The 24,752-nt window shown below is 65.8% G+C and carries 22 protein-coding genes; 19 read left to right on the top strand and 3 right to left on the bottom strand.

Annotated elements, in window-relative coordinates:
- From FM069_RS21715 to FM069_RS15145, 19 genes are all read left to right on the top strand, one after another.
- On the top strand, positions 1 to 524 hold a 524-nt coding region (locus tag FM069_RS21715), incomplete at its 5' end, for a hypothetical protein (protein ID WP_218570304.1).
- 130 nt (positions 525 to 654) lie between these two features.
- On the top strand, positions 655 to 1,500 hold the full coding sequence (locus tag FM069_RS15230; protein ID WP_143489220.1) for a foldase protein PrsA: 846 nt from the start codon (positions 655 to 657) through the stop codon (positions 1,498 to 1,500).
- Positions 1,501 to 1,538: 38 nt separating this feature from the next.
- Positions 1,539 to 2,465 (top strand): LpxL/LpxP family acyltransferase, encoded by a 927-nt coding sequence (locus tag FM069_RS15225; protein WP_143489219.1) that lies wholly within the window; start codon positions 1,539 to 1,541, stop codon positions 2,463 to 2,465.
- A 42-nt stretch (positions 2,466 to 2,507) separates the two neighbouring features.
- Positions 2,508 to 3,284 carry an ABC transporter permease gene (locus FM069_RS15220; protein WP_143489218.1) on the top strand — a complete coding sequence of 259 codons (777 nt, stop codon included), beginning with the start codon at positions 2,508 to 2,510 and terminating at the stop codon, positions 3,282 to 3,284.
- The gene (locus tag FM069_RS15215; RefSeq protein WP_143489217.1) at positions 3,274 to 4,533 is read left to right on the top strand and encodes an ABC transporter ATP-binding protein; all 1,260 of its coding nucleotides are present in this window, start codon (positions 3,274 to 3,276) and stop codon (positions 4,531 to 4,533) included. Before FM069_RS15220 ends, FM069_RS15215 begins: the two co-directional genes overlap by 11 nt.
- 125 nt (positions 4,534 to 4,658) lie before the next feature.
- Positions 4,659 to 7,988, top strand: coding sequence for a class I SAM-dependent methyltransferase (locus FM069_RS15210; RefSeq protein WP_178106766.1), 3,330 nt, complete (start codon positions 4,659 to 4,661; stop codon positions 7,986 to 7,988).
- A 37-nt stretch (positions 7,989 to 8,025) separates the two neighbouring features.
- Positions 8,026 to 9,714: a type II secretion system ATPase GspE gene (gene gspE / locus FM069_RS15205; RefSeq protein ID WP_143489215.1), complete on the top strand. Its 1,689-nt coding sequence runs from the start codon at positions 8,026 to 8,028 to the stop codon at positions 9,712 to 9,714.
- Positions 9,715 to 9,729: 15 nt separating this feature from the next.
- The gene (locus FM069_RS15200; protein ID WP_143489214.1) at positions 9,730 to 10,956 is read left to right on the top strand and encodes a type II secretion system F family protein; all 1,227 of its coding nucleotides are present in this window, start codon (positions 9,730 to 9,732) and stop codon (positions 10,954 to 10,956) included.
- 104 nt (positions 10,957 to 11,060) lie between these two features.
- Entirely contained in the window at positions 11,061 to 11,489 is a 429-nt protein-coding gene (gene gspG / locus FM069_RS15195) for a type II secretion system major pseudopilin GspG (protein ID WP_143489213.1), read from the top strand.
- Between the two features lies 1 nt (position 11,490).
- Positions 11,491 to 11,940: a GspH/FimT family pseudopilin gene (locus FM069_RS15190; protein ID WP_143489212.1), complete on the top strand. Its 450-nt coding sequence runs from the start codon at positions 11,491 to 11,493 to the stop codon at positions 11,938 to 11,940.
- Complete coding sequence (locus FM069_RS15185) at positions 11,937 to 12,380, top strand: prepilin-type N-terminal cleavage/methylation domain-containing protein (RefSeq protein WP_143489211.1); 444 nt, start codon at positions 11,937 to 11,939, stop codon at positions 12,378 to 12,380. Before FM069_RS15190 ends, FM069_RS15185 begins: the two co-directional genes overlap by 4 nt.
- Positions 12,377 to 12,991, top strand: a complete 615-nt coding sequence (locus tag FM069_RS15180; protein ID WP_178106764.1) for a prepilin-type N-terminal cleavage/methylation domain-containing protein — start codon at positions 12,377 to 12,379, stop codon at positions 12,989 to 12,991. Before FM069_RS15185 ends, FM069_RS15180 begins: the two co-directional genes overlap by 4 nt.
- A 22-nt stretch (positions 12,992 to 13,013) precedes the next feature.
- Positions 13,014 to 13,847: a type II secretion system protein GspK gene (locus FM069_RS15175; protein ID WP_178106762.1), complete on the top strand. Its 834-nt coding sequence runs from the start codon at positions 13,014 to 13,016 to the stop codon at positions 13,845 to 13,847.
- A gap of 41 nt (positions 13,848 to 13,888) precedes the next feature.
- The gene (locus FM069_RS15170) at positions 13,889 to 14,962 is read left to right on the top strand and encodes a PilN domain-containing protein (protein ID WP_178106760.1); all 1,074 of its coding nucleotides are present in this window, start codon (positions 13,889 to 13,891) and stop codon (positions 14,960 to 14,962) included.
- Between the two features lie 8 nt (positions 14,963 to 14,970).
- On the top strand, positions 14,971 to 15,546 hold the full coding sequence (gene gspM, locus FM069_RS15165; RefSeq protein WP_178106758.1) for a type II secretion system protein GspM: 576 nt from the start codon (positions 14,971 to 14,973) through the stop codon (positions 15,544 to 15,546).
- A complete protein-coding gene (locus FM069_RS15160) occupies positions 15,543 to 16,049 on the top strand; it encodes a hypothetical protein (RefSeq protein ID WP_143489206.1) in 507 nt (168 codons plus the stop codon). The genes gspM and FM069_RS15160 overlap by 4 nt, the downstream gene beginning before the upstream one ends.
- 102 nt (positions 16,050 to 16,151) lie before the next feature.
- Positions 16,152 to 18,344 carry a type II secretion system secretin GspD gene (gene gspD / locus FM069_RS15155; protein WP_178106756.1) on the top strand — a complete coding sequence of 731 codons (2,193 nt, stop codon included), beginning with the start codon at positions 16,152 to 16,154 and terminating at the stop codon, positions 18,342 to 18,344.
- An 85-nt stretch (positions 18,345 to 18,429) separates the two neighbouring features.
- Entirely contained in the window at positions 18,430 to 18,843 is a 414-nt protein-coding gene (locus FM069_RS15150) for a DUF4864 domain-containing protein (RefSeq protein ID WP_143489204.1), read from the top strand.
- A gap of 151 nt (positions 18,844 to 18,994) precedes the next feature.
- On the top strand, positions 18,995 to 19,708 hold the full coding sequence (locus tag FM069_RS15145) for a substrate-binding periplasmic protein (protein WP_233282052.1): 714 nt from the start codon (positions 18,995 to 18,997) through the stop codon (positions 19,706 to 19,708).
- On the opposite strand, the gene yccS is transcribed toward FM069_RS15145, so the two are convergent.
- The 3 genes from yccS to dbpA form a co-directional block, all read right to left on the bottom strand.
- Positions 19,680 to 21,869, bottom strand: a complete 2,190-nt coding sequence (gene yccS, locus FM069_RS15140) for a YccS family putative transporter (protein ID WP_143489202.1) — start codon at positions 21,867 to 21,869, stop codon at positions 19,680 to 19,682. The genes FM069_RS15145 and yccS overlap by 29 nt on opposite strands.
- 82 nt (positions 21,870 to 21,951) lie before the next feature.
- Positions 21,952 to 23,187 (bottom strand): diguanylate cyclase, encoded by a 1,236-nt coding sequence (locus FM069_RS15135; protein WP_143489201.1) that lies wholly within the window; start codon positions 23,185 to 23,187, stop codon positions 21,952 to 21,954.
- Between the two features lie 92 nt (positions 23,188 to 23,279).
- The gene (gene dbpA / locus FM069_RS15130) at positions 23,280 to 24,656 is read right to left on the bottom strand and encodes an ATP-dependent RNA helicase DbpA (protein WP_143489200.1); all 1,377 of its coding nucleotides are present in this window, start codon (positions 24,654 to 24,656) and stop codon (positions 23,280 to 23,282) included.
- Positions 24,657 to 24,752: the final 96 nt, after the last annotated feature.

The following is a 24,752-nucleotide window of genomic DNA, read 5'->3' as shown; positions in this document are numbered from 1 at the left end:
CTCCCACTCCGACCCCCACGCCGACCCCGACTCCCACGCCGGGATGTACCGCTCCAGAAAATGACAACGTGGTAACCCGTCTCTGGGGCAACCTGACGACGACGACGGCAAGCACTACTACGGGTGGTACTTCGGATAAAAGCTATTATTCGATCAAAATCGATGCAAGTAAGATTTCCGGCGCAACGTACCCTGTAAATCTTGCTTACTTCGGTGCCTTTACCACTGTCCGTAATACGTCCAACCCCTCTAACCGTCGGGTTGCTATTTCTCGTTGCCCGGGTGATTTCACCAATGTGGGTAATTACTGTTCCTCGACGTATGCTCAAGATACAACCATACGTTGGACTCAGGAGGCTAACCCGACTGGTGCGCGCAGCTATTATTGTCAGTTGGAGAAGACGGGTACGTACTACATTAACGTATCTCACATTCCTGCTACCGGCTCCGCGCCTACCAACTGCGCCAGCGGCAAGCTCTGCTACTTCAACTACAGCAACTCTGTGAGTAGCGTTATTGAATAATTGATTGAACGTTTTTGCGAGCACCCTGTCAGTGACGGGGTGTTTTGCATTTCTGGGTGTCGAAAAGAGGTGTTCAGTGATACGTAAAACAGTTCTGCAGTGGGCTGCAGTCGGGTTCGCGAGTTCGTTGATGGTCAATGTGTATGCTGATGAGGCTATTATTTCGAGCTCATCGGCTACGGTAACGAAAGAAGAGTATCAGCAACTTCTGGATGTCATGTTTACGCCGGAACAACGGGCAGACATCTTTGCAAACGAAAGGAAGTTGCGTGAATTGCTGGCCGATGTCTATGTCAGTAAGGTGCTCGCCAATCAAGCCAAGGCGCAAGGCCTGGATAAAACCAAGGAGTTCAAACTTCGCCAAGAATATGATACCGAGCGCTTGCTCTCTCAGAGTATGTTGGAGAAAGCAGTAGACGAGGTCAAGAAGCCGAACTTTGAAACGGCCGCTCGTGAAAAATACTTGGCTAACAAGGAGCAGTTCAAGGTTCCGGAGCAGGTGCATGCGGAGCATATTTTGATCGCGACTGGAAACGTGCGTGATGAAAATGAAGCCAAAGCTCGGGCAGAAGACGTATACAAGAAAGCCCTGAAAACCCCTGAAGCTTTCAAGAAGCTTGCGCAGGAGTATTCGGACGATCCTTCGGTCAAGAATAACTCGGGTGACCTAGGGTTCTTCTCTAAGGATAAGATGGTCAAGCCCTTCGCTGACGCGGCCTTCACCTTGAAGGCGGGCCAGATCAGCTCTCCCGTGAAAACCCAGTTTGGCTACCACATCATCCATCTGGTGGAAAAGAAAGCGGCTGGCCAGCAGACTTTCGATGAAGTGAAAGAGCCATTGATTGAGCAAGCAAAGGCGGACTTCATGGGCGACATCCGTCGGCAGAAGGTCGAATCCATCCGGGCTGCTAGCGATGTGAAATTCAATCCAGATGCACTGCGCACTTTCATCGAAAAGAATGTAGAGAAAAAGTGAAGTATGGACCTGGCCAGTGATGGTCAGGTCTTTTTCCTATGACAGCAGAAATTTTCTGGCGTGGATTCCGAAGCGAGTGCAAGGCTTTAACCGAAGTTCTCTGCATTGCTTTTTTAGTTTGGGTATTGCCATGGCGCTTGGCGTTCCGGGCGCTTCGCTTCATGACTCGCTTCACGTTCTTCAGTGCTCCAGCAACTCATTCTGCCGGCACTCAACTGCTCAAGCACGGCTATACCACGCCTAACGCAGAAAGACTTTTCTCTCTCCATCGTCTAGTCGACATGGCGGATTATTTCCTGACACTCAAGTACGGCGATGGCTGGTCAGGCAAGTACTGTCAGGTATCGGGCCTGGTGCCGGCCGAAAGTACGGTGGGCAGCAAAGGTATTCTGTTCATCACCTTTCACTATGGTCAGGGTTTCTGGGCGCTGCGTTATTTGCGTGACAGAGGCCTTCCGGTGGCGTGGCTTCATGCGCCTCCGCCGAAGAACGCACCGTTTGGGCAGAAGTTTGCGGGCTGGATGGGGCGCAGACGTATTCACCAAGTCACTACGTTATGTGGCTCTCCCGCCATTCCTGTGGGCGGAAGTGTGGCCCGAATGAAGGCGCGCTTGCTGGACGAGCGGTTGCCGGTGATGGCGATGCCCGACGCGCCGCTTCAAGCAGGCCAGTCGAGCGTGCCGGTCGTATTCCTGGGCAAGCCGGCTCGAATTCCCGCGGGTACCATTCGCATGGCGATTCAGGTAGGGGCGCCGGTTGTGGTGTACACCATGGCCGTTGACCCAGTGGATGGACATCGTCGCTTACATTTCGAGCCCCCTTTGCGGGAGTCCACGCCCGAAGCGCTTGCCCAGCGTTTGTGCGATCATCTGCAGTCGGCCATCGAGCGGGATCCGACGGCCTGGCATGTGTGGCCATGGGCGGATGGATTCTTCGACACCCAGCCTCAGGCCGCTCCTGAATAGCGCCGCCCATAGCGAGCGCCTCCACGTTGTAGTAGGGCCTTCATGAAGCATTACCTCTACCTGATCCTGCAGCTCGGCAGGCGCGAAGTGTTGTCGCGCTATCGGGGTACGGTGATGGGCATTTTTTGGTCGTTCATCTCACCCGTGGTCATGCTGGTGGTGTACACCTTTGTGTTCAGCGAGGTGTTCAAGGCGCGCTGGGGCGTGGGTGGCACCGACAAAACGGCGTTCGCCGTTAACCTGTTCGCCGGGATCATCGTCCATGGATTCTTCGCCGAATGCCTGAGCCGCTCGCCCACCCTGATGCCCCAATACGTCAGCTACGTGAAGCGCGTGGTGTTCCCCCTGGCGATCTTGCCGCCAGTGGTGGTGGTGTCCGCGCTGTTCCACACCTTCATCAGCGTGCTGGTGCTGCTGATCGCTCACTTCGTTCTCTACGGCTTCGTGCACTGGCAGGCGCTGTTCCTGCCCCTGCTGATGCTGCCCCTGGTCTTCGTGGCACTGGGCTGCACCTGGCTGCTCGCCGCCCTGGGCGTTTTTCTGCGGGACATCGGGCAGATCATGCCCGTGGTGATCACGATATTGATGTTCATGGCGCCGGTGTTCTACCCGGTGTCCGCACTGCCCGAGGCGTACCAGGGCTGGCTGTACCTGAATCCGCTGACCCCTGCCATCGAGAGCGCGCGGGCCTTGCTGCTGCAGGGTGAGTTGCCCGGTTGGCAGGGGTATTTCCTCTACCTGGCGGCTGGGCTGGCCAGTGCCGCACTGGGCTGGGCGTTCTTCGAACGCGCGCGCAAGGGGTTCGCCGATGTCCTCTGATATCGCCATTTCCCTGCAAGGGGTGAGCAAGACCTACCACCTCTTCGATTCGCCGGCGCAACGCCTGATGCATTTGCTGTTCGGCCTTCGGCGCGGTCAGCAGGCGGCGTTCCACGCGGTGGCCGACGTGTCCTTCGAGGTGCGCCGGGGCGAGACCCTGGGCATCATCGGCCGCAACGGCGCTGGCAAGTCGACCCTGTTGCAGATGATCTGCGGCACCCTGACCCCCAGTGCCGGGCAGATCCAGGTCAACGGCCGGATCGCGGCGCTGCTGGAACTGGGCGCCGGGTTCAGCCCGGATTTCACCGGGCGTGAGAACGTCTATATGAGCGCGGCGATCCATGGGCTGGGTCGCGCCGAGATCGACGCCCGCCTGGACGACATCCTCGCTTTCGCCGAGATCGGCGAGTTCATCGACCAGCCGGTGAAGACATACTCCAGCGGCATGTTCGTGCGGCTCGCCTTCGCCGTCATTGCTCACCTGGATGCCGATATCCTGGTCATCGACGAGGCCCTGGCGGTAGGCGACGTCTACTTCACCCAGAAGTGCATCCGTTTCCTTCGCCAGTTCGCCGAGCGCAATACGCTGCTGTTCGTCAGCCACGATACCAACTCGGTGGTCAACCTCTGCCAGCGCGCGTTGTGGCTGGAAAAGGGACGAACCCGGCTGTTCGGCGAGGCGCGGGTGGTGAGCGACGCTTACCTCGGGTCGTTCTACGAGAACCGCCTGGGGGCCGACGAGCCGGAGCCCCGGGCCGATGAGGCGGTGGAGTCGGAAAAGGAAGAGGTGCGCAACGAGTTCGGCCTGGGGGGCGGACGCATCGAGCGTTGCGAACTGCTGGGAGAGGATGGCCAGCCCCTGCGCCTGCTCGACCGGGCCCAGCCGGTGCGGCTCAAGGTCCGCTGCGTGGCGCGGGACAGTATCGAGGCACCGATCCTGGGCTTCTTCGTGAAGGATCGCCTGAGCCAGGCCCTGTGCGGCGAGAACACCCTGAAGTGGCTGCCCGGCTGGCAGCGGATGGCGGCCGGCGAGACCTGCGAGCTGGCGTTCGACTTCTGGCTGCCGCACCTGGCAACCGGCGAATACACCGTCAGCGTCGCCCTGGGGGCCGGTACCCAGCAGCAGCACGTGCAGCACCACTGGATCCACGACGTCCTGGCGTTCAAGGCCCAGGCGGATGTCAGCCTCACCGGCCTGTTCGAACTGGAGCGCTTCGCCTGCCGGCTCGCCGAGCCTGCCGCGGAGTGAGGCCGCCACCCGACGCGCCAGGGCGCCGTCGGTGAAATTTTCGAGCGAGCCGCGTCCATCGGACGGATAATGCGCGCGCTCAGCGCCGCCTCGGTGGCCCATAACGATATGAACAGATGATTAGCATGTCCCAACCGTTCGACATCCTGGATTACCTCGCCAAGGTGGAAATGCCCGACCGGCTGACGCCCATCGAGTCGTGGCACCGTCACATCCCGTTCGCGTTCGCCGTACTGGCCATGACCCGCCCGCGTATCTTCGTGGAGCTGGGGACCCACCGGGGCGACTCCTACAGCGCCTTTTGCCAGGGCGTCGCTCACCAGGAGCTGGGCACCCGCTGCTTCGCCGTGGACACCTGGCAGGGAGACAGCCAGGCAGGCCGCTACGACGATGAGATCTATCGCGACCTGAGCGCCTACCACGACCCACGCTACGCCGGCTTTTCCTCGCTGCTGCGGATGACCTTCGACGAGGCTCTGGTTCACTTCGTCGACGGCAGCGTCGACCTGCTGCACATCGACGGGCTGCACACCTACGACGCGGTCCGCCACGATTTCGAGTCCTGGCTGCCGAAGATGAGCGAGCGGGGGGTCGTGCTGTTCCACGACACCAACGTGCGCCGGGGCGACTTCGCCGTCTGGCAACTGTGGGACGAGCTTACCCAGCGCTATCCCGGTTTCGAATTTCCCTTTGGCTTCGGCCTTGGCGTGCTGCTGGTGGGGGCGCAACCGCCGGCGCCCATCGTCCGGTTCATCGAGATGGCCCAGGCCGATCCGCACCTGGCGATCCAGCTGTTCCACGGCCTGGGCGATGCCATCGCCTACCGCAAGGCCCAGGCGGGCCTGGAGCAGGGCCGCGAGCAGATCGACTCCCTCGGCGGCCAGTTGACCCAGGCGCGCCAGGTGGTGGAGGAGCGGGATACTCAACTGCAGGCCTTGAACGGCGTGCGCGAGCAACTGGAGCAGCGTGTCCACGCCATCACCCAGCAAGCGGCCGAGCTCCACCAGGCGCTGGACGAGCGGGCTCGTCAATTGAGCGACAAGGATCACCAGCTGGACCTCAAGCAGCGGGCGCTGAGCATCGCCGAGCAGCGTGGCCAGGTCCTGCAACAGGGCGTGGTGGAGTGGAGCGCCACCAGTCGCGAACTGGAGCGTCGCCTCGACTGGCTGCTGGGCAGCCGCCTGTGGCGCACCCGCAACCGGATGATGCGCCTGGCCGGCCTCGGTCATCGGGTGGTGGAACCCACTCGGGTGACGGTCGAGCCGACATGGCCGCCGGCGAGCCCGCGCAAGATCGACATCATCGTGCCGGTCTACCGCGGCCTCGACGATACCCGCCGCTGCATCGAAAGCGTGCTGGCCAGCGAGTACCGTGCCGAGGCGGAGGTCGTGGTGATCAACGACGCCAGCCCCGATCCGGACCTGGTGACCTGGCTGGGTACCCTGGGCGATCGCGTGACCCTGCTGCACAACCCGCAGAACCTGGGGTTCGTCGGCACGGTGAACCGCGGCATGTCCCTGCACCCCGACCGCGACGTGGTCTTGGTCAACAGCGATGCGATGGTCGCCAACGACTGGCTGGACCGCCTGCAGCGGGCGGTCTACCGCGACGCGAAGATCGGCTCGGCGACGCCGTTCTCCAACAACGCCACCATCTGCAGCTACCCGGCCACCTGCCAGGACAACCCGCTGCCCGATGGCTATGACGTGGCGCGCCTGGATGCCTTGTTCAGCCAGGTGAACGCCGCGCAGAGCGTGGATATCCCCACTGCGGTGGGGTTCTGCATGTTCATCCGCCGCGATTGCCTGGATGCCTGCGGGCTGTTCGACGCCCAGCTGTTCGGCCGCGGCTACGGTGAGGAAAACGAGTTCTGCATGCGCTCCGCCGAGCGCGGCTGGCGGCACGTGCTGTGTGGCGACACCTTCGCCTACCACAAGGGCGGCGTGAGCTTCGCCGAGACCCAGAGCGAGCACCAGCAGATCGGCTATCGCGCGCTGATCCGGCTGTACCCCGGCTACGACCGGCTGGTCCAGCAGCACATCGCCGCCGACCCCGCTGCCCACTTGCGTTTCGCGGTGGATGCCGCGCGCACCCGCGAGAGCGGCCTGCCGGTGGTATTGATGATCAACCATCGTCGGGGCGGCGGCACCGAGCGGCACCTGCGCAGCCTGGCGGAAGAGCTGGCCGGCAGCGCCGAGGTGTACGTCCTGCGCCCGGATGTGGAGGGAGGCGCTGCCACCCTCGGTTCCCTCGACCCGGACAAGCCGGCACGCCTGCTGTTCGAGCCGGAGCGGGACTTCGAGCTGCTGCTCGCCACCCTGCGCAGCCTGGGCGTGACGCGCCTGCATTTCCATCACACCATCGGCGTGCACCTGCAGTTCCTGCTGCTGGCGGAGCGCCTTGGCGTGCCCTATGACGTGACCGTGCACGACTTCTACCTGGCCTGCCCCCAGGTAACCCTGGCGGATGCCGCCGGGCGCTACTGTGGCGCGCCGGACGAGGCGGGCTGCAACGCTTGCCTGGCGCAGCGGCCGGCCCCGGGGGGCGCCGACATCGCCACCTGGCGGCGCTTCGGCGAGCAACTGTTGTACGGCGCCGAGCGGGTGTTCACCCCGTCGGAAGATACCCTGGAGCGCATGCGCCGCTATTTCCCCGACGCCGCCCTGCGCTGCGTGCCCCATGAGCGTGACCTCGCCGTGGCGGAAGCGGCGCCCGCGGCGCTGACGGACGCCCGGCCCCTGCGTATCGTGGTGATCGGCGCGCTCAGTCCGTTCAAGGGCGCGGATGCCCTGGAGGGAGCCGCCCTGGAGGCCCGCCGCCTGCGGTTGCCGCTGGAGTTCCACCTGCTGGGCTTCGCCTACCGGCACCTGCGCAGCCACCCGGTGAGTACCCTGCACGTGCATGGCGCCTACCAGGAGGACGAGCTGCGGGAGCGCCTGCTGGCGCTGGAGGCCGATCTGGTGTGGTTCCCTGGCAGTTGCCCGGAGACCTACAGCTATACCCTGTCCACCTGCCTGGAGCTGGGCCTGCCGGTGATCGCGCCGCGCATCGGCGCCTTCCCCGAGCGGCTTGCCGGTCGCAGCTGGACCTGGCTGGTGGAGCCGGACCGGCCGGTGGCCGTTATCGTCGAGCACCTGCTGGATGTTCGCCAGCGCCTGCTGGACAGGCAGGCCCCGGTCCCGGTGGAGACCCGCCCGCTCTCGGCACCTTACTGCTACCGCGGCGATTACCTGCCGGCGGTGGACGTGGCCGATGAACAGGGCCCGTCCCCCGCGGAACTGGTCGCCGCCTGGGGCCATCTCAGACACCCCCGCCCGCCGGAACGCATCGACAATCCGCCGCTACTGCGGATGGCGCGTCGGGTGCTGGGGATGCCGCTGATCCGTCCGATCCTGCTGCGCGTGCCGCAGTCCTGGAAGCTGGGCGTCAAGCGTTTGATAGTGCGCCGCGCGTGAGCCCTCGCGGTTCACGGCGGTTCGAGACGAGGTAACGATGAATCGACTGGGTGATTGGCTGGTCGCCGCGGGCAAGCTGTCGGACGCGGACCTGCAGCGCGCCATTCAGGTGCAAAAGCTTTCCGGCGGCAAGCTGGGTAGCATTCTGATCCGGCTCGGCATGGTTGCCGAGCGGGACATCGCCTCGATTCAGGTGGAGCGCTTCGGCTACCGCCTGGTCACCCCGGACGATTACCCGGAAGTGCCGGTGCTGGACGAGGGCCTGGTCTCGCCGCTGTTCCTGCGCGAGCAGCACGTGGTGCCCCTGACCGATGACGGCGAGCGCCTGCAGGTGGCGATGCTCGACCCCTCCGACGACTACGTGCTGCGCTCCCTGGAGCTGGCCACGGGGCGGCGGGTGGAGGCGTCCCTGGCGTTGTCCTCGGAACTGGAAAATGCCTACGAGCGCCTCTATGGCGCGGGGGCAAGCAAGGCCAACGAGGACTCCGTGGAGGCCGAGGAGGCCGGTCTCGGCGCCAACCTCGACGACGTCGAGCGGCTGCGGGACATGGCCAGCGAGGCGCCGGTCATCCGCCTGGTCAACACCATCTTCTCCCGGGCGCTGGAAAGCCGCGCCTCGGACATCCATATCGAGCCTTTCGAGCACACCCTGATGATCCGCTTCCGGATCGACGGCGTGCTGCAGGAGATCGAGGCGCCGTCGGCGCAGATCGCCCCGGCGGTGATCTCCCGCCTGAAGATCCTCTCGCGGCTGAACATCGCCGAGCGGCGCCTGCCCCAGGACGGTCGCATCCAGCTGCGCATGCAGGGCCGCGCCATCGACCTGCGGGTGTCCACCGTGCCCACCCTGCACGGCGAAAGCGTGGTGATGCGGATCCTCGACAAGCAGAGCATGAGCCTCGAACTGGAGACCATCGGCCTCTCCGAGCGCGTGCTCAAAGACTTCAAGACGGTGCTGGAGCGTCCCAACGGCATCTTCCTGGTGACCGGCCCCACCGGTAGCGGCAAGACCACCACCCTCTACGCGGCCCTCAACCGGCTGAACACCGTCGATCGCAAGATCCTCACGGTGGAAGACCCGGTCGAGTACCAGATCCAGGGCGTCAACCAGATCCAGACCGCCAGCAAGGTGGGCCTGGACTTCGCCAGCGCGCTGCGGTCGATCCTGCGCCAGGACCCGGACGTGGTGATGATCGGCGAGATGCGCGACAAGGAGACCGCCGGTATCGCCATCCAGGCGGCGCTGACCGGCCACATCGTGCTGTCCACCCTGCACACCAACGACGCCCCCAGCGGGGTCACGCGGTTGCTGGACATGGGCATGGAGGACTATCTTCTGACCTCCACCATCAACGCCATCATGGCCCAGCGCCTGGTCCGCGTGCTCTGCCCCCACTGCAAGCAGCCGGAGACCCTGGGCGACGACGAGATCGAGCACATGGGCGTGCGCGCGTTCTGTCCGGCGGGTGCGGTGCAGGTCTGGCGCGCGGTGGGCTGCGACGCCTGCGCCCACACCGGCTACCGTGGCCGGATGGGCATCCACGAACTGCTGGTGATGAACGACGAGGTGCGCAACCTGGTCCTGCAGCACGCCAGCAGCGAGCAGATCTACCGCACCGCCCGCCAGCATGGCATGCGCACCATGTTCGAAGACGGATTCCTCAAGGCGCTGGACGGGTTGACCTCGGTGCCCGAGGTGCTGCGCGTCGCCCAGTTGGCCCGCTGACAGACAGGTCGTTCCATGCCGCATTTCAAATACCGCGCCGTCGACCGCAACGGCAAGACCAGCGACGGCGTCGTCGAACAGCCGTCGATCGAGCGGGTCGCCGACTTCCTCGCCCGGGAAGGGATGACGGCCCTGAGCATCCAGCCCCTCGGGCGTGCCGCCACCAAGGCTTCCGTGGCTGCGGCGGGTCCCGGCAAGGTACGGCGCCGGCGGGTCAACGACCGTGACCGGGTCCTGCACTTCACCCGCGAAATGGCGGTGATGCTGTCCTCCGGCCTGCCCCTGGACCGCAGCCTGCACATCCTCGAGGACCTGAGCGACCCCCATGGCCGGGAGATGATCAGCGAGATCCGCGGCGCGGTGCGCAAGGGGCGCACCCTGGCCGACTCGTTCGCCGAGCGCTCCGAATTCACTCCGTTCTACATCAACATGATCCGCGCCGGCGAGGCCAGCGGCTCCCTCGAGGGCTCCATGCAGCGCATGGCCGAGTACCTGGAGCGGAGCAAGGCGCTGCGGCAGATGATCGTCTCGGCGCTGACCTACCCGACCATCCTGTTCACCGTGGCCATCCTGTCCCTGGTGTTCCTGCTGGCCTACGTGGTGCCCAGTTTCTCCGACCTGTTCTCGGACATGGGCGCCCAGCTGCCGGCGCCCACCCGCTTCGTCATGAACCTGGGCGATTTCATGGCCCACTGGTGGTGGCTGGTGCTGGGCATGATGGGCGGGATGTACTGGCTGCTGGGGCGCCTGTGGCGCGACGAGGGCTTCCGGGTCAAGCTGGATCGCCGCTGCCTGGACTGGCCGCTGATCGGCGAACTGGTGAAGAACGTCGAGACCACCCGGTTCTCCCGCACCCTGGGGGTACTGCTGCAGGGCGGGGTCTCCCTGGTCAATGCCCTGGCCATCGCCCGGGAGACGGTCAGCAACCGGACCCTGCGAAACGAGCTGGACATCGCCAGCGCTGCGCTGCGGGAAGGGCGCTCCCTGAGCGCGGTGCTGCTGGAAGGCAACCGCTTTCCCAACCTGGCCCTGCACATGGTCCAGGTGGGCGAGGAAACCGGGCGCCTGGAGGAGATGCTGCTCAAGGTGGCGAACATCTACGAGGACGAGGTGGGCTCGGTGACCAAGCGCCTGCTGGCACTGCTGGAGCCGGCGCTGATCCTGAGCCTGGGCGTGCTCATCGCCGCGATCATCATGTCCATCCTGCTGGGCATCCTGGGTGTGAACGAATTGGTGGGGTAGCGGTCAAAAGCCGCTATTATCCGGCCCGCCCGCATTTCGCCGCGCCCGCCAACCTTCCTTCGCGATCACCGTCACGCATCAACGAATCATTCGAGGTAGTCACTATGAAATCGTCCCGGCGTCGCCAGCATGGCTTCACCCTCATCGAACTGCTGGTGGTCCTGGTCATCCTGGGCCTGCTGATGTCCGTGGTGGGGCCACGGGTGATGAAATACGTCGGCGGTGCCAAGAGCGACACCGCTCGCATGCAGATCCAGGAACTGGCGTCTTCCCTGGACATGTACCACCTGGAGGTGGGCCGCTATCCCACCCAGGACCAGGGCCTGAAGGCACTGATCGAGAAGCCGTCTGGCAGCGCCGACCGCTGGAATGGGCCGTACCTGCGCAAATCCGCCATTCCGAAGGACCCCTGGGGTAACGACTACCAGTACCGCTTCCCCGGCCAGCACGGCCCCTTCGACCTGATCTCCAACGGGGCCGACGGTCAGCCCGGCGGCGAGGGCGAAGACGCCGATATCGTGAGCTGGGAATAACTTGTCCGCACGCCTGCGCACCGGCTTCACCCTCCTGGAGATGCTGGTGGTGCTGGTCATCCTCGGGCTGTCGCTGGCGGTGGTGGTGCCGGCGATCAACAAGGGGCTGGGCGGCTCCCTCGACGACGCTGCCCGCGATGTTCAGGTGGGCCTGCGCAAGGCCCGATCCGAAGCGGTCCTGAACAAGCGCAACGTCGCCCTGTGGGTAGACGTGCAGGCGAAGACCTTCGGCCTGGACAGCGGCCGCGGCAAACGCTCGCTACCCCGTGGGCTGGAGGTGTCGGCCCGGGTCGCCGACAGCGAGAAGCAGGGGGCGCGGGCCGCCGTGCGCTTCTTTCCCGATGGATCGTCCACGGGCGGTCGCATCCGCCTGAGCAAGGGCGACGGCGCCGTGGCGGTGGACGTGGACTGGCTGACCGGGCGCGTATCGATCCGTAACGGTGCCCGATGAACGCTTCCTTCCGGCCGCAGCGCGGCTTCACCATCCTCGAAGTCCTGGTGGCCTTCATGGTCGCGGCGCTGCTGCTGACCGTGATCCTCAGCACCTTCACCACCGGCATGAGCAGCCTGGCGAAAACCGATGGCCTGAGCGTTGCGGCGCTGGTGGCCCAGTCGCGTCTGGAAGAGCTGGGGGTCTCGGTTCCCCTGGAGGAGGGCATCACCGAGGGGCAGGACGAGTCGGCGCCGGACTATCGCTGGCGGATCAATGTGGCGCCCCTCGCCTGGGATTTCGCCGAGCCGTTGAAAGCGGCGGGTGGCATCGTCTACAGGGTTGACGTCACCGTGACCTGGCCGGGCACCAAGCGCCGCGGCAGCTTCACCCTGACCAGCCTGCGCACGGTCTTCCCCGACGAGGCCGCCGGCCAGAATGGCCAGGGAGGCAACCTGTGACGCGCGCCCGCGGTTTCACCCTGCTGGAAGTGCTGGTGGCGCTGACCCTCACCAGCCTGCTGGTGGTCGCCCTGTTCGGTGGCTTCCGCGCCGGCATTCGCAGTTGGCATACGGTGGAGCGGCACACCGCTCAAGTAGAGGAACCACGTCAGTTGAACAGCCTGCTCTACCGCCACTTGGGGCAGATGGTGCCGGCCGCCTTCGGTGATCGGGAAGATGGTGGCCACGAAGCCGCCTTCTTCGGCGAAGCGCAGCGGGTCCGGTATGTGGCGCCCCTGGCCATGTCCGCCAACGGGTTGCCCTATGTCTTCGAGCTGACCAGCAACCAGCAGGGGCGACCCGGCGTCTGGGTGCGTTTCGGTCCGTACCAGGAGGGCAAGTCCGCCGAGGCGGTCCTGGCCGATGCCGAGTACCAGCAGGTGAGCAAGACTCTGGGGGTGACCTTCGCCTACTACGGTGCCGGCGATGACTTCAGCCAGATCGAACGCTGGACCGATACCTACAAGTCCGATCAATTGCCACGGTTGGTGTCGCTGCGCATCGCGGGGAGCGATCGCGCCTGGCCGGCGATGACGTTCGCCGTCACGCAGGTGGGGAAGCCCCGTGACTGAGCGGCCAATCAACCAGCGGGGCGTGGTGCTGATCGTGGTGCTGTGGATCGTCGCGCTGCTCACGGTGCTGCTGGTGGCGTTCAGCGCCAGCGTCAAGGTGGACCGGAACATCGCCTCGGAAATCGTCTACCGGGCGCGCACCCGGGCGGCTGCCGAGGCTGCGTTGCACTATCTGGTGGCGGTGCAGCGGATCGGTAACGATACCTGGACGACCCTTCCCGGCCAGGTACTGATCCTGCCATTCGCCCAGGGGGCGCGCTTTCGGCTAGTGCCGGAGGAGGCCTACGTCAGCCTGATCGGCGCGCCGCCGGCGCTGTTGAGTCAGGTGATCGGCCAGGTCGCCAAGGGCGATACGGACGTGGAGAAGGTGGTTGAGGCCATTGTGGCGCGCCGGGAAGGTGCGCTGGCGCAGAATGGCGGTCCGCTGCAGGCGCCCGCCGATGGCAGCGCCGCGCCACCGACGCCGCAACTGGCCTCGATCGACGAGCTGATGCTGCTGCCCGGCGTCAGTCGAACCTGGCTCGATCGCCTGGCACCGTTGGTGACCGTCGATGGGGAACAGACCGGGGTGGATGTCCTGCATGCCTCGTTGCCCGTCCTGCGCGCGGTGACGGGCGATGAAGGCAAGGCCGCGGCTCTCTACGAGAAGCGCGGCGACGCCGATGTGAACCCTGCGGACTACATCGATCCGGCGCTCTACAGCCCGCCCGAAGGCAGCCTGTACCGGCTGCAGGTGGAGGTTCGCGCGGCGGGAAAACCCCAGCAGGTCGAGGTGACCGTCATGTTCGGCGACGGACCGGACGGGTATCGGATCGTTCGCTGGAACGAGTATACTGCTCGCTTTAACTTGGATTGACCCGCATGCGGATCGATGTCGGTAATCTGAATCTTTTCGGTGTGGATCTGAACAGGGCCTTCCGCTGGTGGGTCCAGGGTATCCGAGAAAGTTTCCCCCCGGGTTTCGAGACCCTGTTCCTGCGGCCCTCGCCGAAGATCAAGGCCGTCATCGACGGTGATTTCCTGTATTTCCAGCGCATCGACAACCTGCGTTCCCGCGAGGCGGTACGCATCGCGCTGGAAGACCTGGCGCTGAGTCCCGACGGTAACCTGCGCGGTGACCTGCTCAGCGGCAGCTCGCTGAAGCTGGATCTGGTGCAGCTGGAACTGGTGTTGCCCGATTCCCGCGTGCTGCACAAGACCCTGCGCCTGCCCCAGGAAGTGCGCAACGAAGTGCGCGATGTGGTCGGCTACCAGCTCTCCCGTCTGACCCCGTTCCCCGCGGAGAAGTTGTATTACGATGCCTGCGCCTTCGGCAGCGTGGGCAGCGACGGAATGCTGGACGTGGACCTGGCCGCGGTGCCCAAGGCGTATGCCGACCCGCTGATCGAGCAGGTCGAGCGTCTCACCGGCTTTCGCGTGTCGCGACTGGGCGTCGACGGCGAGCGTCCGTTCAACCTGTTCGGCCGGCCGCGGGTACCGGGGCGTTGGTGGAAGCGCCTGAGCCTGAACAGCTGGCTGCTCGCCGCCTTGCTGATTTCCCTGCTGGCCTGCATCGCCGCGCCGTTGGTGAAGGAGCGGCAACTGGTGATCGAGCGCAAGCAGCAGATCGCCGCCCTGCAGGGCGAAGTCACTGGCCTGATGGCCACCAGCGACATGCTGGAGAAGAACCTCGCCTCCCTGAATTACCTCATCGAGCAACGCTCCAAGCTGCCGCTGACCACGGCGGTGGTGGCGGAAATGAGCCAGGTGGTGCCTGACAACATCTACATGGCCGACCTGCGTGTCCAAGGCGATACGGTGACCATGACCGGCTACGGTACCGATGTGGTCAACCTCATCGACCTGATCAATGATTCCCCGTTGTTCGACGGTGCGCGGTTCACCTCGCCGGTCAGCCGCAACGCCCGGACCGGGTTGGATCAGTTCACCGTCAGCGCTCGGCTGACCCCCTCCACGGGGGCCAGCGAATGAATACGTTCATGAACAAGCATCGGCGCCTGGCCAGTTGGGGCCTGCTCGTCGGCGTGGTGCTCCTGTTGGGCAGTCTCGTGGCCGGTCCTTTGCTCGACCATCACGACAAATACCGTTTCGAGTTGCTCCGCGACGGTCGGACGCTGCAGCGATTCCAGAGCATCGCGGCCTCCCGCGGCCTGCTGGAAGCCACGAATCAACAGTTCCAGGAGCGTGGCCTGAGTCAGTGGGTGTTTCCCGTCGGCACCGAGCCCTCGGTGATCGAGCTGGATATCCAGCGCCGGGTGTCCGAGGCCATTTCCGCCGCCAAGGCCCAGGTCCGCTCCATTGCTCCACTGGGCGCCCAGGCTCGCAGCGGCTATGCAGTGATCGGTGTCCGGGCCAATTTCAGTGGCAGCATGCCGGCAGTGATGGAGAGCATCGATCGACTGGAAGTGAACATGCCGGTGCTGGTGATCCAGGATTTCCGCATCAGCCCGAGCCTGATCCGCAGCCGTCCCAACGCGCCCGATGAGCAACTTGCCGAAGTGCAGATGTCGGTGGTCACCTTCGTCCCGGTCAATACCGAAGGGAGCGCCCAATGAGCCGCTCCCTGGCCTTGCGGGTACGTCTGGGACTGATCCTGGCGACTGCCGTTTTCGCCGCGTTGGCGGCGTTCCTCTGGTTGACCACCACCGCCGAGCCCTTGCGGGTGGCGCACTTGCCGGACTTCCACCTGCCCAGCGACAAGCTGCTGGCGGGCCGCGGCCAGAGCCTGGTGAAAGGACCGGCCAGCGAGCGCCCGCTGTTCTGGCCGAGTCGCCGGCCACCCAGCGAAACCGAAGAGGCACCGCAGGTGGCCGCCAGCGCCGAGGGCATTCAATTGCTGGGCATCGTGGTGCAGGGCGGCGTGCGGATGGCGCTGCTGGGTACCAAGGGCGGTGTCATGCGGGTCCGCGATGCGGATCAGGTAATGGGATGGAAGGTCGATCAGATCCGCCCGGAGGGTGTGCGTCTGGTCAATGGGCAGCAGAAGGTCGAGCTGCTGGTGACGCCGAAGCGTCGGGAAGGCATTCGTATCGAGCCCGCCGGACCTGCCAGGTCATGACGGTCGGCCGTATTTCCACAGTTCAAGCCTGTAGGCCCTGGCCAGACGCCCCGGGTCGACTGATAGAGAGCGTGCGTTATGACATTTAGAAGAACGGCCGGCGTGGCGTTTCGTTTTCCGCTGACCCTGCTCTGTACCGCAGTGCTGCTGTCGGCGTGCAGTGCGTTGCCCCAGGCCGAGAAGAAACCGGCCGAACCCGCCCCGTCCATCGTCCGGCTGAATTCGCAGGCGGCGGATGCCTACATCGAGCCGAAGAAGACCGACGACCGCCAGGGACGTACCTTGCTGGAGCAACGCGGCAGCGGGCGGTTCGTCGGCAACGCGGGGGCTCCCAAGGCGCCTGGGCAGGCCCAGGCTCAGGCCCCTGCCGACGGCGTGAACGTGAACTTCGAGAACGCCCCCCTCGGCGACGTGCTGGCGGCGATCCTCGGCGACATGCTCAAGGTCCCCTATTCCCTGGAGGGCAATGTCGGCGGCAACGTCACCCTGGTGTCCAGCAAGCCCGTGCCCCAGAGCGCCCTGCTGGACATGCTGGAGTCGATGCTCGAGGCCCAGGGCATCGCCATGGTGCGCGGCGAGAACGGCATCTACCGCATCGGCCCGTCGGCCCAGTTGCGCCGCGACGTGCCGGTGGCCCAGCGCGACGCCAGCAACGCCCGCGGCTACAGCGTGCAGATCATCCCGTTGCAGTTCCTGTCGGCGGAAGAGGCGGTGAAGATCCTCGAGCCCCTGGGCATGAAAGACAGCGTGCTGCGGGTCGACCCGGTTCGCAACATCCTGATGCTCGGCGCCTCAGGCCCGCAGATGCAGAATGCCATCCGCACCCTGCAGATGTTCGACGTGGACGTGCTCAGGGGCATGTCCTATGGCATCTACGAGGTCACCAACCTGGATGCCAAGGTCATCGTCGAGCGCTTCAATTCCATGCTGGGCAACCCGCAGCTGAGCCCGCTGGCCAGCGTTGCCAAGCTGGTGGCGATGGACGAGATCAACAGCGTGATGGTGATCACCCCCAACGCCAACCAACTGGACTCGGTACGCGGATGGCTCAAGCGCCTGGACAGTGTCGGCCTGGACGACAAGGACCAGGCCAGCTCGCAGCTTTACGTCTATGACGTGCAGAACGGCGAAGCCAAGGTCATGGCGGAACTGCTGGGGCAGATCTTCGGCGGCACCGCCACCGGCAGCAACACCCCCAGCACCAGCGGCAGCACCGCGCCGGGCCTCAGCCAGACTGAGACCAGCAGCGACAGCCTGGGCGGCGACACCATGGGCTCGTCCTCGCTGGGTTCGTCCAGCACCGGAAGCAGTTCCAGTACCGGCAAGTCCAAGGGCGTCGGCAGCGTGACCACGCCGGACGGCACCCGCATCGTCGCCGACGAAAGCAACAACAGCCTGCTGGTGATGGCTGCTCCGAAGGAATGGCGCAGCATCCGCTCCGCGCTGGACAAGCTGGACAAGACGCCGTCCCAGGTACTGGTGGAGGTCTCCATCTGGGAGGTCACCCTCACCGACGCCTTGAAATACGGCGTGGAATGGTTCTTCAACACCCATCCAGGGGTCGGCAGCACGGCGGACCCGACCACCATCGGGGGCGGAAGCCTGAACGTGGGGGGCGATAACCTGAACGCCACCACGGGGCGGATCGGACGGGGCTTCTCCTATATGTTCACCGGTGCCGATTGGCGTGCGGTGATCAACATGCTGTCCAGCGAAGCCCGCGTGAAGTCGCTGTCCTCACCGTCGATCCTGGTGCTGGACAACCGCGAGGCGAAGATCCAGGTCGGCAAGCAGCAACCCATTTCCACCGGCACCACCACCTATCCCACCAGTGGCACTGCCACCACCACCCAGAACTTCACCCTGAAAGACACCGGCGTGCTGCTGAAGGTGAAGCCGCGGGTCAACCCGGGCGGCCTGGTGGTGATGGAAATCAGCCAGGAAGTGACCGACGTGGGCGATCGTGACGTGGTCACCGGCCAGAACACCTTTCTCAAGCGCAGCATCGAGAGTTCGGTGGCCATCAAGGGCGGCGATACCATCATCCTGGGCGGTCTGATCCAGGACAACAACAACAGCAGCAATGCCGGCATCCCCTATCTGCGGCGTATTCCGCTGATCGGGCCGCTGTTCGGCTTTACCGACACCACGGGTACCCGCACCGAGCTGCTGGTGACCATCAGCCCGCGGGCCGTCAACCAGTACAAGGACTTCGAGCGGATCGGCGACGAGTTCCGCGAGAAGATGCGTGGCGTGACGGATGCCTTCCGCCAGGAGCTGAAGGAGCGTCCGTGACGATCGGCGTTTGGATGTGTCTGATGCTTCCGTCCGGCGCGCTGTGCCGGCGGAATGCCTGATTGTGTACCTCGAGGAGGAAACGATGAAATTGAAGACGGGCCTGGCCTGTGCGGCGCTGATGCTGCTCACTGCGTGCGGTACGTTCAAACCCAAGTCGGACGATCAGATCGTGACCGACCGTGGCGAACAGCGCCTGCAGGCTCTGAAACAGGGTGATTACGAGAAGGCCTATTCCTTCATGTCGCCTACCTACCGTGCGACCAGTTCGCTCGATCGCTTCAAGGCCACCGTGGGCCGTGGCGCGGCCATGATGCAGGACTACAAGGTCGGCGAGGCGAAGTGTGAAGTAGACACCTGCACCTTGCAGGTCAGCGCCAACTATCATTTTCTCGACAAGGGTGCCCGGGTACCGACCAAACCCATGACCGTGCCGCGTACCAACCTGGAACGCTGGATCAAGGTCGATGGCGACTGGTGGTTCGTCAAGATCGACTGACGTCACCCCGCGGCCGGTTCTACCGGCCGCACCCCTCTCCCGATCTCTCCTCCGCATTCACAGACCCGCCCGCGGTCCGACGTACTAGACTCACGTTTCGGTGACCCGGGGGCGCAGCATGCGGTTTGCACGAACGATCCTTCTGTCGATCATGGCGTTCGGTTGGGCGAACCTCGGCACGGCCGAGACCCTGCGCCTGGTGAACGACCTGTGGCCGCCATTCACCGATACCAGCCTGCCCCACGGGGGGCTCGCCACCGACCTGGTCAGCCATGCGCTGCAGCGCGCCGGCTACACCACGGAAGCCATCCAGGTGCCCTGGGCCCGGGTGCTACGGGGCCTGCAGGCCGGCGACTACGACGTGGTGATCGCCGCCTGGAAGGACAGCGAACGGGCTCGCTACGGCCTGTTTTCCGCGCCCTACATGACCAACCGCATCCGGTTCTACCAGCGTCGCAACGGCGGTATCGCCTTCGACCAGCTGGCCGACCTGCGTACCTACAGCATCGCCGTGGTGCGGGGGTATGCCTACCGGGAGGACTTCGATCGCGACGACAGCCTGCTCAAGGTGCCGGTGGTGGATTTCGCCATGGGCGCGCGGATGCTGGCGGCCGGGCGCCTGGAGCTGGCCCTGGAGGACGAGCAGGTGGCGCGCTACCACCTGGGGCGCGAGCTGCGGGGCATCGGCGACCAGCTGGAGCCCCTGCCCAAGCCCCTGAGCGAGAACGGTCTGCACATCCTGGTGCGCAACAGCCATCCCCAGGCGCGGCGAATCGTCGAGCGTTTCGACCAGGCATTGCAGGACATGCGCGCCGACGGCTCCTACGCCGCCATCTTCAAGGCCCATGGCCTGACGCCCGACTGACCGGCGTCGCCAGCAGGTGCGCCACCATGCCCCGCAGCGGCGCCAGCTGCCGACAGATCAGGCCCAGCTCGGTCTGCACCAGGCGGCGGGTGTCGTCGAGGTCGTCCGGCAGTTGCTCCAGCTGTCGTGCCAGGGCCTCTTCCTCGTCGCTCTGCACCGCCACGGGCGTCCCGTGGAGCAGGGCGGCGGCCAGCGCCTCCAGGGTCTCCACCACCTGCGTGCCGGCCCGTTGCAGCAGGCCATCCTCGCCGTCGAGGGACAGCCGCTCGCGGTGGGCGCCGAGGGCGGATAGGTAGCCCAGCAGGGTGTGGGACAGCACCAGGAAGCGGAAGCCGGTCTCGGCGTCCTTGCGGAAGTGTCCGGGCTCCAGAAGCATGTTGGACAGCGCCGTGGACAGTGCCGCATCGGCGTTGTGGGCATTGCGCCGGGCCAGGCGATAGGCCAGGTCGTCGCGCTTGCCGGTGGCGTACTGCAGCATGATCTGCCGCAGATACTGGCCGCTGCAGCCGAGGGTGTTGGCCACCACCGCGTTCAGCCGCCGGCCCTGCCAGTCCGGCAGCACCAGGAATACCGCCAGGGCGGCGATCAGGCTGCCCAGCAGGGTATCCACCAAGCGCGGCCAGATCAGCCCATAGCCGTCGCCGACCTGGTTGAAGCAGAACAGCACCATCAGGGTGATCGCCGCGGTGGCCAGGGTGTAGCGGCTGCTGCGGGTGGCGAAGAACAGCACCCCGGCGACCACCGCGAACACCGACTGCAGCTGCGGGTTGGGGAACAGGTCGAACAGCGCCCAGCCGGCCACCAGGCCGATGCCGGTGCCGACGATCCGCTGCACCAGCTTGGTCCGGGTGGCGCCGTAGTTGGGCTGGCAGACGAACACCGTGGTCAGCAGGATCCAGTAGCCCTGGTCCGGGTGGATCGCGTGCAGGACGCCGTAGCCGGCGGTCAGCGCCACTGCCATGCGCAGGGCGTGGCGGAACAGCAGCGAGGTGGGGGTGAGCTGCAGGCGGATGCGCTCCAGGGCCTCGCCCAGGGAGCGGGGCGAACGGTTGAGCAGGCTGCTGTCCTGCTCCTCGGCGAGGGCGTCGGGGTTGTCGGCGCCGGCCAGTTGCCGTTCCAGGGTGGTGAGGTTGTTGGACAGCGCTCGCAGGGCCCGCAGCAGGCCGCGCCACGCCGGGTTGTCCTGCCGTTGCAGATAGTCCAGGGACGCCTGCAGGTCCAGCATGGCCTGGGCGCTGGCCTCGCCATAGTCGAAGGGCTGGCGCAGCTGGATCGCCTGGCCCAGCTCCCGGCAGGCGTTGGCCTGCAGCTTCAGCAGGCGCTGGCAGCGGTACAGCACGTCGCTGTGGAAGAAGGCTTCCGCCAGGGCGTTGTAGGGCGAGTGGGAGGAGCTGGCGCGCTCGTGGATGTCCTGGGCCATGAAGTACAGCTTCAGGTAGCGGTTCACCTTGGGCCCGGGGCGGCCGTTGCCGATGCGGTTGAGCAGGGTCTCCTTGGCCACGTTCAGCGCCGAGACCACCTTGCCGTTCTGCCGCGCCAGTTCCAGCCGGCGGCCTTCCACGTCCAGCTGGCGCAACGGTTCCAGCAGCCGGGACTTCAGCTTCAGGTACAGCCCCAGCTCGCGGTACAGGCGCGCCAGGTTCTGCTGCACCGGCTGGTGGGCGAACAGCGCGCTCCACAGGACCGACAGCACGCCGTACCAGGCGGCGCCGGCGAGCAGCATCAGCGGCTCGTGCCAGAGGTCGGCCGGGGCGCCGCCGCGCTGGTCGACGCCGATCATGGTGTAGATGGAAAGGATCAGCGTGGCCGAGGCCATGGCCGCATAGCGCTCGCCCACCGCGCCCAGCATCACCAGGGCGAAGGCGGCGCAGGCGAGGCCGACCCCGAACAGCCAGGGATAGGGAATCAGCAACTCCACGGCGAACGCTGCGACGGCGAAGCAGGGCAGGATCACCGCCAGCGCGCTGAGCCGGCCGAGCCAGTTGTCGTCGGTCTCCGCCAGGGCGCTGGCGATGATCCCGAGGAACAGCGGGATCACCAGGACCGGGCGCTCCAGCCCGGCGCTCAGGCCCATCACCCCGGCCAGGGCGATGAACACCCGCAGGCTGTAGCCGAACGTGTTCAGGGCCCACAGGCGGCGCAAGGCGTGGCGAAAAGGCATGGCGTCGGTCCGGGCGGTGCGTGGTGGGGCGGATTCTCGGGCCGGGTGGCGGCAGGGCGCCGCCGGTGTCAGCGGCGGCCGGTCAGTCGGAAACGGTGCGGCCGCGGCCGCTGCGCTTGGCCTTGTACAGGCGTGTGTCGGCCTGGTGCAACAGGCTCTCCAGGTCCTCCGGGGCGCCGTGGTAGACGCCGGCGCTGAACGACAGCGGCGGAGCGCCGACGGCGTACTTGAGCTTGGCGCAGGTCTGCCGCAACTGGTCGAGGGTGGTGTGCAGGATGGTCGCATCCTGCTTGCTTACCAGAGCGAATTCCTCGCCCCCCAGGCGGCCCACCAGGGCGTCCGGGAAAGTCGCCCGCAGCGCCCGGGAAAAGCCTACCAGGGCCGCGTCGCCACTGGCATGGCCGAACTCGTCGTTGATGGACTTGAACAGGTCCAGGTCGAGCATTGCTACGCTGAGGGGCTGGCCACCGCGCTGGGCTTGCTGGAACAGCTGCAGGCCCTGCTCGTAGAAGGCGCGTCGGTTGTACAGGTTGGTCAGCGAGTCGAACTGCGCCGACTGCTTCAGGGCGCGCATCAGATCGCGGCGCTCCAGGCTGGACATCACCCGGCAGTTCAGCTCCTCCGGGCAGAACGGCTTGCGCAGGAAGTCGTCGGCACCGTGCTTGATGAACATGGCGCTCAGGGAGCCCTTGTTGTCCGCGGACAGGCCGAGAATGATCAGTTCGTTGCGCTTGTACTTCTGCCGCAGCAGCTTCACCAGCTCGAAGCCGCTGAGGCCCGGCATGCTGTGGTCCACCAGAAACAGGTCGATGTCCGGCTGTTCCTGGAGGATGCGCAGGGCCTCCCGGCCATCCGAGGCCTCGATCACCTGATAGAGGTGGGGCGTCAGCACCCGGTGGATGAAGTGCCGGGTGGCGTCGGAATCCTCGGCCACGAGGATCTTCACGTTGCAGTTGCTTTCCAGGCGGTGGATCAGGCGGAAGGCGAATTCGTAGGAGTGCTGACTCTCCTTGAGTACGTAGTCCACCACCCCCTTGAGCAGCAGCTCGTCACGCCGCTGCTCGTTGTAGGAGCCGGAGAGCACGATGCACGGCAGCTTGTGGCGCAGCACCAGGTCGACGATCTCTCCGTTGGGCCCGTCCGGCAGGTTGAGGTCGACGATGGCGGCGAACAGCAGGTCGGCGGAGGTGTCCAGGAGCACCTCCGCCTCGCCCAGGGAGGCGCAGAACACCGGTTGCAACCCCGGCTCCTGGCGGAACAGGTGCTCGAGGATCTTCAGCACCAGCGGACTGTCTTCGACGACCAGAATATTGCGCACAGCGGTCTCCCTGGGTTCCGTTGCCGATCATCGCACAGGCCCCGCGACCGATCATCCCCCGCGGTGGCCGATCGCCCGGGCTTTCCGCCCGTTCAGAGGGTGCGCACCTTGAACGCGCGGCCCTTGATCCTGCCTTCGACGAGGCGTTTCAGGGCCTGGCGGGCGACGCCGCGTTCCACCGCCACGTAGGCCTGGAAGTCGAAGATGGCGATCTTGCCCACCTGGGTCCCGGGGATGCCGGCGTCGCCGGTGAGCGCGCCGAGGATATCGCCGGGGCGCAGTTTGTCCTTGCGCCCGCCGGCGATGCACAGGGTGACCATCGGCGGCTGCAGGGGACCATTGCCGCTGGGCGCGTCGTCCAGCTCGCACCAGCGCAGGGGCCGTCCCTGGAGGGTTTCGATGGCCTGGGCACGGGCCGCCTCGGCCGGCGCCACCAGGCTCAGGGCCAGGCCCTTCTCGCCGGCACGGCCGCTGCGGCCGACCCGGTGCACGTGCACCTCGGGGTCCCGGGACAACTCGACGTTGAGCACCGCCTCCAGGCCGGCGATGTCCAGCCCGCGGGCGGCCACGTCGGTGGCCACCAGCACGCTCAGGCTGCGGTTGGCGAACATCGCCAGGACCTGGTCACGGTCCCGCTGCTCCAGGTCGCCATGCAGTGCGTCGGCGGCCATGCCCAGGCCCTGCAGGTGCGCCGCCACGTCCTGGCACTGCTGGCGGGTCTGGCAGAAGGCCACGCAGGACGCCGGGCGTACCTGCAGCAGCAGGCGGCCCACCGCATCCAGGCGCTGGCGGGGGTCGATTTCGTAGAAACGCTGCTCGATCTGCGCGTCATCGTGCTGGCTTTCCACGGTCACCCGTTGCGGCGTGCGCAGGAAGGCGGCGGCCAATTGCTCGATGGCGGCGGGGTAGGTGGCGGAGAACAGCAGGGTCTGGCGGCGCGCCGGGGCCTGGCCGAGGATGTCGGCGATGCTGTCGTAGAAGCCCATGTCCAGCATGCGGTCGGCTTCGTCCAGCACCAGGGTGTTCAGGCCGTCCAGGTTCAGGCTGCCCTTGCGCAGGTGCTCCTGGATGCGCCCCGGGGTACCGACGACGATGTGCGCGCCGTGCTCCAGGGAGCCGATCTGCGGGCCCAGCGGCACGCCGCCGCAGAGGGTGAGCACCTTGATGTTGTCGGCGGCCCGGGCCAGCCGGCGGATTTCCTTGGCCACCTGGTCGGCCAGTTCCCGGGTCGGGCACAGCACCAGTGCCTGGCACCCGAAGAAGCGCGGGTTGAGCGGCGCCAGCAGGCCGATGCCGAAGGCCGCGGTCTTGCCGCTGCCGGTCTTGGCCTGGGCGATCAGGTCGCGGCCGGCGAGGATCACCGGCAGGGCCGCCGCCTGGATCGGCGTCATGGCGTGGTAGCCCAGGCTGTCGAGATTCGCCAGCAGGGCGGGGGGCAGCGACAGGGTGGAAAAGGCGGTGGCGGACACGGAGTAGGCCTTCGGCACGACAAAAAGGGTGCGCAGTGTAGCAGCCGGCGCGCGGGCGCCTGGCGCGGACGGTCGTCGCCAGGCGGATAGCGACGA

Source organism: Pseudomonas mangiferae (genome assembly GCF_007109405.1).
GTDB classification, from domain to species: domain Bacteria; phylum Pseudomonadota; class Gammaproteobacteria; order Pseudomonadales; family Pseudomonadaceae; genus Pseudomonas_T; species Pseudomonas_T mangiferae.
This window is presented reverse-complemented; position numbering and strand designations above follow the sequence as displayed.